Source organism: Mycobacterium sp. 852014-50255_SCH5639931 (assembly GCF_001665605.1).
Classification (GTDB): domain Bacteria; phylum Actinomycetota; class Actinomycetes; order Mycobacteriales; family Mycobacteriaceae; genus Mycobacterium; species Mycobacterium paraffinicum.
The window spans coordinates 104988-117581 of the sequence record NZ_LZSV01000022.1; the positions used below are offsets into that span (position 1 = coordinate 104988).

Below are 12594 nucleotides of genomic sequence, written 5' to 3' on the forward strand. Positions count from 1 at the left end.
CCTAACTGCTCACGGTGGTGTGCATTCCAGTGGCGGTGACTTCGGGCCTGGACGCGACGGCTTTACTCGATCTTGACCGTGCATTGAATCCCCCCACCGACGATGGCTGATGTGAGTACGCTTCCATCGGTGGAACTGGGGGTTTTGGGACCTCTCCAGGTCCGGCTAGACGGGGCGCCCGTCACTATCCCGGGCGCCAAACCGCGCGCGATCCTTTCCATGCTCGGGCTGCACGGCGGTTCGGTCGTGGCGGCCGACACGCTCGTCGAGCTCCTCTGGGGCGAGGATCCGCCACGCACCGCAGCGAAGGCCCTGCAAACCCACATCTCCACGTTACGTCGCACCCTGGGTGACGGCTTCGTTCTGACGGCGGGCGCGGGCTGGACTTTGGCCGAGACCCAGGTGGACGCGGCGTGCTACAAATCGGCCGCCCGACTGGGACGCGACGCCGCGGCGGCCGGCGACATCAGCCAGGCAGTGGCCCGCTTCGAGGAGGCGCTCGCCCTGTGGCGCGGAATCCCCGAGCTGCCCGACGGCCGACGGGGAACCTCCGAGAAAACGCGATGGATCGAGGGCCACGCCGCGCTGGTGGAGGATCGGGCCGATGCGCTGCTCGCGACGGGCCGGGCCGCGGAGATCATCGGCGAGCTCGAGGCCGCAGTGGCCGATGCGCCGCTGCGCGAGCGGCGTTGGGGCCAGCTGATGCTCGCGCTGTATCGCGCCGGCAGGCAGGGCGAGGCACTCGGCGCGTACCAGCGTGCGCGTGCGCTGCTCGCCGATGAATTGGGGGTCGACCCGGGACCGGACCTTCGCCGGCTGGAGGCCGCGATCGTCGCGCAGGACTCTGCGCTGGAAATGCCTGCCGCACAACACCTCTCGTCCGTGACTCGCGCCGTGACGTTTCTGCTGACCGACATCGAAGGGTCGACGGCTGCATGGGAGGCAGACGCCGGGGCCATGGCGGCGGCACTGGCGCGACACGACGAGCTCGTCGAGCAGGTCGTGACGTCCCGCGGCGGTCGGCTGATCAAGACGCGCGGCGAGGGCGACGCAACGTTCTCGGTTTTCGAGCGGCCGTCGGCGGCCGCCGCCGCGGCCATCGAGCTTCAAGATGCGATCGTCCACGAGCCCTGGGCGCTGCGGGAGCCCATGCGTGTTCGCGTGGCTTTGCACACCGGGGAGGTCGAATTTCGCGACGGCGACTACTTCGGGCGCGCGGTCAACCGCGCCGCCCGCCTCCGGTCGCTGGCAACCGGTGGCCAGATCCTGTGCTCGGGTGCGACGGCGGAGCTCGTAATCGACTCGCTGTCCGATGACGTCGTGCTCGCCGACCTGGGCACGCGCCAGCTGCGCAATCTCGCGCGCCCGGAACACGTTTTCGAACTCCAACTGCAGACCACCCTGCTCGACCATCCCGCGGATTCGATCGACGTGCCTGTGGAACGCCCGAGCCTGCCCCCTGTGCTTGCCGGCCCGGGGCCGTTCGTCGGGCGCGGGCACGAGCTTGAGCGACTGTCGTCGGCGTGGCAGACCGCGCTCGCCGGTGGCACCAACGCGATGCTGATCGCGGGCGAACCGGGTGTCGGTAAGACGCGTCTGGCCGGCGAATGGTCGCGACAGGCTTATGACCAAGGCGCTCTGGTCATTTACGGCCGATGCGACGAGGACCTCGGCGCGCCGTACCAGCCGTTCGCGGAAGCTTTACGTTCGCTGGTGCCATGCCTCGGTGCGGGTGGGCTCCGTGGGCTGCGCGGCGTGGAAGCACTCCTCACACTCGCGCCCGGGCTGGCCGACCTGCTTCCCGACCTGGCCGCGCCGACCCGTGCCGACCCGGACACCGAACGCTACGCACTTTTCGACGCCGTCGTCGCGCTGTTGGCCATGGCCTCGGCGAGCGCGCCGGTCGTCCTGATCCTCGACGACCTGCACTGGGCGGCCAAGCCCACGCTGCTGTTGTTACGACACCTCCTGCGTTTCGGCGAACACGCCCGCATGCAGATCATCGGCACATACCGCAGCACGGACCTCGACCGCTCCCACCCCCTGGCGGCGATGCTCGCCGACCTCCACCGCGACGGCACGGCCAACCGGCTCAGCCTGAGCGGCCTCGACGAGGACGACGTGACCGCTTACGTCGCCGAGGCGGGCTACAACGACGAAGAGCTCGCCCGGGCATTGGCGTCCGTCACGGGTGGCAATCCGTTCTTCCTCATCGAGGCCCTGCGCCACGTGGATGAAAGCGGTGGACGCTGGGACCAGAGCACCCTGCCGCAAGGGGTGCGCGAGGCGGTGAGTCGCCGGCTTTCGCGGCTTCCAGCGCAGGCGAACAAGGCGCTTGCCGCGGCCGCCGTCGTCGGCAGCCGGTTCGCCTTGGATCTGGTGGAACGGGTGGTAGAGGACGACCTGGTCGACGCGTTCGACGAGGCGTGCAAGGCCGGCATCGTCATCGAAGAGCCCGGCGGTCGCTACCGGTTCAACCATGCGATCGTCCGGCAGTCGCTGCTGGCCGAGTTGCCGTCGGTGCGGCGCATGCGACTGCACCAGCGCATCGCCACAACGTTGGAAAGCGAGCCCGGCGCCGACGACGAGCTGCTCGCCGAACTGGCGTACCACTACTTCGAGTGCGCGTGGGCGGGGAACGCGGCGAAGGCGGTCGAATACTGTCGGCGTGCCGCGGACCAGGCGATGGCACGGCTCGCCTATGAAGGCGCCGCCGACCTCTACGACCGGGCCCTGCACGCACTCGAGGAGATCGACGAGGAGTTGCCCGATCGCGACGACCAGACGGCCGAGTTGTTGATGGCGCGTTGCGAGGCCCTGCTGGCCGCGGGTGATGTGGTTTCGGCGGCGGGCGCGGTGGCCCAATTGCAGAGCGCCACCGCCGGTTCGGCGCAGCTAGCCGCGTGGGCCACCTGCTTCGACGGCCAACTCTCGATGCTGACCCACCCGGAGCGACTGGACGACGTCGCGGCCGCGGTCGGCGCGGCCGCCGAAGAGCTGGCCCAACTCGGCGACGCCGCCGGAGAAGCCATGGCACACACCGTTCGTGCCGGATGCCTCGCACGGCTGGGAAGAATCGGCGACGGCGAAATCGCTCTGGACGACGCCCTTTCAGCGGCGCGGCGCGCGCGTGAACACCGCCGGGTGAACGCCGTTCTGGCGAACGCACCGCTTGCGGCGCTGTGGGGCCCGAACCCCGTTCCACGCGCAGGCGGGCGATGCCTGGACGTGGTGCGGCTGCTCCGAATCACTACGGACTCACCGGCGGTCGAAGCGACATCGACGCGGTGCCAAGCGGTGTTGGAGGCTTTCCGCGGTCGGGCGGCGGCGGCGCGACGGATGATCGACTCGGCCCGGCGCACGGCCACCGAGCTCGGACTGCGCCATTCTCTTATGGAGGTCGAGCAGTTCGCCGGGATCGTCGAGCTGGTGGTCGACGAGCCTGCGGCGGCCGAGCCACACTTGCGCAAGGCCTACAACGGCTTTCGTCGCATGGGCCTCGACGCCGATACCGCCGAGACCGCGGCGTTGCTGGGCCGCGCGTGTCTCGCGCTCGACCGCGATGCCGAAGCGGATGAATTGAGTGCCGAGAGTGAGCGTCTCGCCGGTCACGCGCTGAAGGCGTCGATCGCCTGGCGCACGCTTCGGGCGCGGCTGCTGTCGCGGCGCGGTGATCACGACGAGGCTCGGCGAGTCGCCGAGGAAGCCGTCGGGCTCGCCGAACGCACCGACGCGCTGGTGGATCATGGCGATGCGTGCCTGACGCTGGCGACGGTTTTGGGTGCGGCCGGTGAAATCATGGGTGCGCGGGCGGCGGCGGAGCGGGCCGCCGAGTTGTACGAGCGGAAAGGCGCTGTGGCGCTTGCCGAGAAGGCGCGCGCCATTCTCGGTGCTGAGCGACCACCCGCTGCTGCTCCGCCCGAAGCGCCCGTTGTTGAACCCGAAAATGCTTGCGTACGAGCGGGGCAACACGTGGTGGCCGCTATCAATAACGGGGAATGGGATGAGTTCGAGCAGCTCTTTGCGCCCGGAGTCCTCGTCGAGAACCGCCGCAAGATCGTCGGCTTCACCCAGGCTGACCTGCCATCGGCCGACTGGGCAGGTGAGAATAGGCGGGTCCTTGAGGCGGGCGACGTGCGTATCACTTCAGTCGTTACCGCCGTGCGAGGCGAGCGGCTAGCACTCGCTCGATTAGCGGTGGGCACTGCGGACGCGAGCCCCGGGGCGCCAGAGGACGAATTCTTCTGTATCTACGGCATCGATGAGGACGGCCGAATCGCGCTGCAGATGTGGTTCGACATCGACGACATCGACGCCGCTATGGTCGAGCTCGAAGCCCGATTCGAGGCGGAGCGCCCGATTGCGCGGCGGCTAGAGAATAAGGCGGCGCGCGTATTCGAGCACGTCTGGTCTCATTTCGCGGCTCGCGACTGGGACGCACTGGCCGACACCGTGGCCGATGACTTTGTCGGCATCGACCACCGGCGGGTCGTCAGTGCCGAGACTCAACACAGCCGAGACGACGTGGTCAGAGACTTGCAGGCGGCGGCTGACGTCGGCTTCACGATCTCGATGGTCAGCGCCGTGGCGATCCGCGGGGAGCATCTCGTCCTCGCACGTGTTCGCGCGGCAGGCCAAGACCCCAAAGCGATTCAAATCGACGCGCTCAACGTCGTCGAGATCGACGCCGACGACCGGATCGCGAACGTCTTCACTTACGACGTCGAAGAGATCGGGGGCGCCATCGCCCAGCTCGATGCCCGTTACCTCGCGGGCGAAGGTGCGCCCTATGCGGCCACGTGGCAGGTCGTCACCGGAACCTTCGCCTCGATCAGCCTGCACGAGTTCCCCGCTCTGGCCCCCGACTGCGCAACGATTGACCATCGCCACGTCGCAGCGTTCGCACCCGGCGAGCTGCCTGCATACATCCGCGCCGGGTGGGACATCGGCCAAAACATCACCTCGTACGTCGGCGGCGTACATCGATTGAACGACCTGGGAGCGGTCGTCTCCTACGTGGCGTATGGAAATTCGCACGAAGGCTTTGACGGTGAGTGGCACGAAGTCGCCCTGGTCACGGTCGAAGGGAGCATGGTCAACCGCTGCGAGTTGTTCAACGACGCCGACTTGCAAACCGCGATCACGCAATTCGATCAGTTGAGCCGCCCAGCACCGCTTCTCGAAAATGCGGCAAGCCAAGCGTACGAGCGCTTCCGAACGTACTTCGCCGCACGCGACTGGGTCGCTATGGCCAAGCTACTAACCGCGGATACGGCTGTCGACGACCATCGACGGGTCGTCAACGCCGAAACCCGGCACGGTCGTGACGTCGAAATCGCGAATATGCGGGCCTTCGCCGAAATTGGGGTGACGACAAGTACGGCGGATGTCATCGCCACTCGAGGCGAACGACTTGTCCTGTGCCGGACGCGTATCTCGCGCGAAGACCACCCATCTGGGGGATTTAGCATCGAGATGCTCATTATCGTCGAGACCTCCGCCGACGAACGGATACTGGCACGCGTTGCATACGACCCAGACGACATCGACGCCGCGATGGCGGAGCTCGACGCGCGCTATCTCGCCGGGGAAGCGGCAACCCATGCGCATTTGTGGACTGCCATGTCCGCGGCCTACGCCGCGATCAACCGACGTGAAATCCCGCCTATAACCGGCGATTTCAAAAATCAGGACCATCGCCGCGGAGCGGCTTTCGCATCCGGTGACATGATCGAATACCTACGTGCCGGATGGGATCTCGACCAAGACATCCATTTCTACATCGAGGCCGTGCATCGCCTGAGTGACCTCGGAGCGGTCGTCACTCATAACGGGTATGGGACGTCACGCGACGGCTTCAACGCCGAGTGGCGGGAGGTCATGCTCTTTACGGCTGATGGTGATTTGTTCAGCCGCTGCGAGGTATTCGACGAGGCAGACCTGGATTCGGCGATCGCATCGTTCGACCAACTCATCCCCCCGGCGCCCCGGCTGGAGAACGCGGCAAGCCGAGTGGGTGAGCGGTATCTAGCGTGTTTTGCCGTCAGCGACTGGGACGCCATGGCTGAGTTGCTGGACGACAACTTCGTGAATGACGATCGCCGCCGCGTGGTGGGCGCCGGACCACGACATGGTCGAGACGCCCAGAACGCCGACATGCGGACCGTCGCCGACCTGTGGACCGCAACCGTGGCTACAACGGTCGTAGCGACTCGCGGCAAGCGCCTTGCCCTCATGCGCCTACGCTTCGGTGACGGTAATCAAGGGCCCGATGCCTTTCTCACAGACGTTTTCGGCGTGCTCGAAATCAACGCTACCGTGCAGATTTCCGCGGTCGTCTTCTTCGATACCGACGACGCCGGCGCCGCGTTCGAAGAACTTGATTCCCGTTACCTCAATGGCGAAGCGGCTACGCACTCGCGGGCTTGGTCAGTCATCGTGGATAGCTATGCCGCACTGAACCGGCACGAACTACCGCCGACTACCCCGGATTTCGCAAGCATCGACCACCGCCGAGGGACGGCTCACGCCCCCGGTGAGCTGATCGAATACGTCCACGCCGGATGGGATCTCGATCAAAGAATTCGAACCTACCCAGAGGTGGTGCATCGGCTGAGCGACGTGGGAGCCGTCTACACCCACGTCGCGCATGGGACGTCGCACGAGGGCTTCGACGCTGAGTGGCGAGGGATCAGCCTCGTGACGGTCGACGGTGACCTTGTCAGCCGCTGCGAAGTATTCGACGAGACGGACTTGGACGCCGCGATCGCGCGATTCGAAGAACTCAGCCGGCCGGCCGCCCAGTTGGCGAATGCGACGACCCGCGTGGTCGAGCAATTTCTCGCCCGTTTCGCGGTCCGCGACTGGAAGGCAATGTCAGAATTGCTGGCCGACGACGTTTCCTCAGACGACCGCCGCTCGGTCGTCAACGCCGGGATCCAACGTGGTCGAGATGCCGAGATGGCGAACTGGCGGGCCAGCGGTGACGTTTGGAGCACTGCCGTGGCGTCGACCGTTGCAACTCGTGGTGAGCGTCTCGCGCTCTTTCACTTCGACTTCGCCAGCCAGGACCAACAACGGGAGGCATTCCAGGGCGTGGCCCTCGCCGTCATCCAAACCGGCGACGACAATCGACTCGCGGCAGCTGTCGTATTCGACACCGACGACATGGACGCTGCCTTCACCGAGCTCGATGCCCGATACACCGCCGGCGAAGCGACCCTCTACGCGCGCACATGGTCTGCCATCGCGGCGAGTTACGCCGCAATCAGCCGCGGCGAACTCCCCTCTACGACAACGGACTTGGTGGACGTCGACCATCGCCGAGGGGCGGCGATGGCACCGGGTGAACTCATCGCATTCCTCCGCAGCGCGTTGGATCAGACTCCTAATCTGACGATCCGCATCGCAGCTGTGCATCGTCTCAGTCGATACGGCGCGGTTATCGCCCACACTGCGGCTGGGACCTCCCCAGAAGGGTTTGACGCCGAGTGGCGTGAGATCAGCATTTTGACGGTTGATGGTGACATGCTCAATCGTTGCGAGGTCTTCGACGAGACGGACCTGGACGCCGCACTCGCCCGGTTTGAAGAGCTCGATTTACAGGAACAAGGGCTGGAAGATCCAGTGAACCAACGCTTCCTGGCGCACTTTGCTGCCCGCGACTGGGACGCCATGGCCCAGCTGTTTGCCGAGGGCTATTCCCTTGACGATCGCCGCCGGGTCGTGAATGCCGGGGTTCGACACGGTCGCGATGCCGCGATCCAAGATCTACAGGTGTCCGCGGATGTCGGGCTCTTGGCGAACATGACCTCGGAAATCATCGCGACCCGAGGCGAACGCCTCATCCTCACCCGCGTCAAAGCGTCGGGCCGTGACCATCCCGCGATTCACCTCGACGTCCTTCAAGTCGTTGAGCACAACGGCGAAAAGGTAATGGCGGACGTTGTGTTCGACCCTGACGACATCGACGCCGCATTCGAAGAACTCGAAAACCGTTACCTCGCAGGCGAAGCAGCCCTCCACGCGCACACCTGGTCGGTCATTGCGGGAACCTACGCCGCCTTCAACCGGAACGAACTCCCCGCAGCAGACTGGGCCGCCATCGACCACCGGCGAGGCACACCATTCGCGCCCAAAACCATGATCCAGTCCATCCGCGCCGTCTGGGATCTCACCCCAAACCTCGAGATCCGCATCGAGGCGGTCCATCAGCTCAGCAAGCTCGGGGCGGTCATCACCCACACTCAACATGGGACCTCGTCTGACGGCTTTGACGCCGAGTGGCGACAGATCCAACTTCTCACTGTCGAAGGCGAGCTAGTCAACCGCTGCGAGATATTCGATGAGGCCGACCTGGACGCTGCCCTTGCTCGATTCGACGAATTGAGCCGTCCCACGCGGCGGCTGGAGAACGCAGCGAGCCGAGCGGAAGACCGACTCTTTGAGCGTTCGGCGGCCGGCGATTGGGCGGCGATCGCCGAAATCCTGGCCGGCGACAGTTTTGTCGAGGATCGCCGTCGGGTGGTGAATGTCGGTGTCTGGGACGGTCGCGATGCCGTGATGGCAAACATGCGAGCTCTGGCCGAGGGCCTCGCGCAGGTGACGCTGACGGTCATTGCGACCCGTGGGGAGCGCCTCGCCCTCATTCTTATTCGCTCGTTCAATACCGACTTAGGGCGCGGGGAATTCGTCATCGAGATGCTGGGAATCGTCGAGACCGACGCCGACGGGCGGATTGCGGCTCACGTCTTTTTCGACGTCGACGACACCGATGCCGCTTTTGATGAGCTCGATGCTCGATATGTCGCCGGTGAGGCGGCCGCCTACGCGCGGACGTGGTCGGTCATCGCCGGTTCCTATGCCGCGATGAACCGGCGCGAGCTATTTCCAACGACGCCGGATTGGGTGAACATCGATCACCGACGACCGGGCATCATCGAGGAAGGAGGTCTCAACGCATCCCTGCTTTCCTTGTGGCAACTGACGACGGACCTTACCTTCCGCATCGAGACCGTGCATCGGTTGACTGACCTTGGAGTTGTTTGCTCGCATGTGGCGCATGGCGTTTCGCAGGACGGCTTCGACGCCGAGTGGCGAGGGATCGAAGTTCAGACCGTCGACGGTCACCTGATCGACCGTTGCGAAATTTTCGACGAAACGGATCTCGAGGCCGCGCTCGCAAGGTTCGATGAGCTCGCCTGCGGTGACTGAGACGGTGCCACAACGACAACCGCTTTATCTGCTAGCAGACAGTCAGCTGCTGTTCTGGAGGCGGGGGGACCGACTGCTCCTCGAGGGATCCCTCGATGGACTGGCGCGGGACATACCGCTTAGCGCGGCGTATATCGGTGCCTCCAACGGGGACCGCCCTGAGTACTACGGGATTTTCGAGACGGCAATGGATGCGATTGGAATCACCGACCGCCGCATGATTCATTCGTCCTTCGGCTCCGACGACCGCACCTTCCTCGAGCGTGCCCGGTTGATCGTCCTCGCGGGTGGCGATGTGCGACTCGGCTGGGACACGTTCGAGAAAGCCGGCATGAAAAATGTGATCCTGCGCAGACACGCCCAAGGGGCGGTCCTGGTGGGCATCTCGGCCGGGGCGGTCCAGCTCGGACGCTATGGAATGGTCGAGGCACCGGAGCCTTCGGTGCCCGGGCTGCTCGATATGTTCAACCTCGTACCCCTGGTGGTTGACGCGCATGACGAGCGAGGCGGGTGGGCGCGGCTATCTCGGACCGTGGAACAGCTAGCGGGATCGGCCGGCGGGCTCGGAATCCCGTCAGGTGCCGGAGTCATGGTGCACGCAGACGGCGCTATCGAGCCCCTCCGTCATCCGGCGCATGAGTTCCGTTTCGAGGGCGGCCGCGTCACACACTCGCTGTTGCGCGCCGAAGATGGCAGCTGATTTTCGGACATCGCAAAGGAACTCGCCACCTCGGTGCCCCGGCCTCTTGCCCGGGGCACCAAGTGTGGTGACGGTTGGCCGTTGTACTAGTGACTTTCGGCCCGAGTAACGAACCCGGTCGGTGTCCAGAGTTAACACCATGCCAACCGCAGGTAATTGCCGCATAAAGGAGCCAGCTATGTTCTTCGCACATCTGACCCCGCGTCGGCTACTAGTCGGGGCAATCGGTGCTGGCGCAATTACCGGCACGCTTCTATGTGGCACCGCGGCGACCGCCGTGGCTGACCCCCCGCCTCGGCCCCCCGGCTGCACGGCAGCGGATGTAGCCGGCGTCGCGTCTGGTGTGGCGGCGGCGCTCTCGGGCTACCTGTTCACGCATCCGGACCTGAACGGGTTCTACACCGGCCTCCAAGATCGTCCCAAAGACCAGATCCGCGACGACGTGCAGCAGTACTTCAGCGCCAACCCCGAGGAGCAAGCCGATCTCGAAAACATCCGGCAGCCACTGGCTGACATCAGGCAGCGTTGCCAGTGGACACCGCTGCTCGGGCAGGGCGGCGCGACCCCTTGAGCGACGAGAACAAGCACGCCCAAAACTTGCCACCGGTCAGAGTGAGGAGATCCCGATGAACGGGTGGGTGCGGCCTTGGACGGCAGGGGCGATCGCAGTATTGACCCTTACCGCGATCCCTGAGATGTATGCCGCCGTCGGGCCTTCCGGTGTGGCCAACGCCGACGTCTGCGCAAGCGTCGGCAGGCGTGTCTCCGTGAGCGGGTGCACCAACGTTGCCGATACGATCAACGCCAACGTCCCGCCACCGGACGCGTATGCACCGCTGCCGCAAGACTTTCCGCCCCCGCCGCCCCCGGTGAATGTTTGCGTCGGAGCCGGCCGGCGAGTTCATGTAAGCGGATGCTTCTGAAACGGCGGCTGCTATACCGTTCACCGCTTAGACGCTGTGCCTCGACCTCGCCGCGTGCGGTGCCCTGCTAACACGTCAGCATTCGCCAACGATTGGGCCTCAGCGGCCAGGGTGGACGCCCTGTTGGCATGGGCGACCGCTTCGGTGCCGTTTGTTGGTTGCTTGCCGTGCGCCGCCGCCAAATGCCGATTCGCTTCTTCGACCCTGGTTTGGGCCTCGGTGCCGACGCTCGCGCGATGTCGGGCGACGTAGTCGGAGACCTGCCGCAATCTGCCGTCCGCCATCGATAACGCCTGCTCCAATGAATAGTCATGCCCTCCAACGTGCCCATCGGTAGGGCTGACCCGCCGGCGGCGTCGCGCACGGTAGAGCATGAAAACCACCACGATGACGACCGCGAGGACGATGACGCCGATCGCGATCGGCACCCAGATCGGCTTTGCAGGCTTTGACGAGGTTGCCGATCGGTCCAACCCGTCAGCGGCGGCGACCGCAGCGCCACTCCAGTCTTTGGCGGCAATCGCCGGTTCAATTCGTTTGCTACGAAGACTGATCAGCTCGGCTGCTGTGAGGCCCTGAACCGGCGGCGGCACCGTGAATGCGTACAGCTTGGTGTTCGTGGCCACGGCCAGCAGCGCGTCGTGGTCGCCCATCGCGCTGGCGTCCCGGGTGCGGTCAGCCCAGTTTTCGGGTTTGAACCTGGAAAAGTTGTCGACGTAGACCACCCACAGTTGGATGTGCTGATCGCGGTAAAGCCGATCGATTGCCGAGCTGACCGCTGCCCGACCGGAATCCGTCAATACCCCGGTGCTGTCAGTGATGTGATCGGTGAGTTTGGACGGCGGTTGTGCGCCGGCGGGGCTTGCCGACAGCAGCCCCGCTGTGAGGATTGTCAGGATCACACCCGCCAGGCGAACAACCCGCATACGGGTAATTTAGCCGTCATTCGCGGAAAGGCGGACAACTGCAGCTCACGAAATGATCGGGCCGAGGAAAACGCTAGGCCGTACGGGCCTGCGCTGGCATGGTGGCGTTTCGTGCGGGTGTGGCTGAGTGGCTAGGCAGCGGCCTGCAAAGCCGTATACACGGGTTCGAGTCCCGTCACTCGCTCGGAGAAAGCCGGGTCAATAGACAACGCGGCTAGAACTCTTCCGGCACGGCGTCGAGGTAGAACCATCGGCCGGCGCGGCGCTCGAAACGACTGCGCTCGTGCAGGCTGCCGACGCGGCCCGCGAACTCGAACTGGGCCGTGAATTCCACCTCCCCGTGATCGTCGTCCGGACCTCCCGCGACCGTGTCGATCACGTTCAGGCCAATCCAGGTGGTGCCTGGATCAATCGTCACGTCGGCCGGGCGCGTGCGCGGGTGCCATGTGCGGTACAGGTAGTCGGCGTCTCCGTGGGCGAATGCCGAATACCGCGATCGCATCAATTCCTCGGCCGACCGGGCCTGCGACTCGCCATGGTGAAACGGCCCGCAACAGGCCAGATAGCTCTTGTTACTGCCGCACGGACACGGTTCGTTCATAGCAAGAGCCTTACAGACCGTTACGGTGCCTCCCCCATCGGCGCAGCACCCGCCGCGTCCTGCAGTATCTGCTGCAATTTGTCGAGCGGGTCGCCTCCTGCGGGATCAAGCCGCCGTGGTGGGATCTCCCGGCCGTCGGGTGAGACGGCGGCGAGCGGCGGCGGTGGATCGGGCACGCGCCGGGGAACGTTATGCGAGCGCGCTGTCCGTCGTAGACCAGGCGCCGCAATC

At 65.3% G+C, this 12594-nt stretch carries 6 protein-coding genes and 1 tRNA gene; 5 read left to right on the plus strand and 2 right to left on the minus strand.

Translation table 11 applies throughout. The features are described 5' to 3' along the window. Positions 1-129: 129 nt before the first annotated feature. From A5758_RS13745 to A5758_RS26265, 4 genes are all read left to right on the plus strand, one after another. Positions 130-9213 (plus strand): BTAD domain-containing putative transcriptional regulator, encoded by a 9084-nt coding sequence (locus A5758_RS13745; protein ID WP_067740714.1) that lies wholly within the window; start codon positions 130-132, stop codon positions 9211-9213. Continuing rightward, positions 9191-9913: a Type 1 glutamine amidotransferase-like domain-containing protein gene (locus A5758_RS13750; RefSeq protein ID WP_067740716.1), complete on the plus strand. Its 723-nt coding sequence runs from the start codon at positions 9191-9193 to the stop codon at positions 9911-9913. The genes A5758_RS13745 and A5758_RS13750 overlap by 23 nt, the downstream gene beginning before the upstream one ends. A gap of 277 nt (positions 9914-10190) precedes the next feature. Next, positions 10191-10484 (plus strand): hemophore-related protein, encoded by a 294-nt coding sequence (locus A5758_RS13755; protein ID WP_369816439.1) that lies wholly within the window; start codon positions 10191-10193, stop codon positions 10482-10484. Between the two features lie 55 nt (positions 10485-10539). Then, positions 10540-10836 carry a hypothetical protein gene (locus A5758_RS26265; RefSeq protein WP_082939682.1) on the plus strand — a complete coding sequence of 99 codons (297 nt, stop codon included), beginning with the start codon at positions 10540-10542 and terminating at the stop codon, positions 10834-10836. A gap of 20 nt (positions 10837-10856) precedes the next feature. On the opposite strand, the gene A5758_RS13760 is transcribed toward A5758_RS26265, so the two are convergent. After that, positions 10857-11762 carry a YgcG family protein gene (locus A5758_RS13760; RefSeq protein ID WP_067740718.1) on the minus strand — a complete coding sequence of 302 codons (906 nt, stop codon included), beginning with the start codon at positions 11760-11762 and terminating at the stop codon, positions 10857-10859. A gap of 113 nt (positions 11763-11875) precedes the next feature. On the opposite strand from A5758_RS13760, the gene A5758_RS13765 reads away from it, so the two are divergent. Continuing rightward, positions 11876-11946, plus strand: a tRNA-Cys gene (locus A5758_RS13765). A gap of 30 nt (positions 11947-11976) precedes the next feature. On the opposite strand, the gene A5758_RS13770 is transcribed toward A5758_RS13765, so the two are convergent. Then, positions 11977-12363, minus strand: a complete 387-nt coding sequence (locus A5758_RS13770) for a YchJ family protein (protein ID WP_067740720.1) — start codon at positions 12361-12363, stop codon at positions 11977-11979. Positions 12364-12594 lie beyond the last annotated feature (231 nt).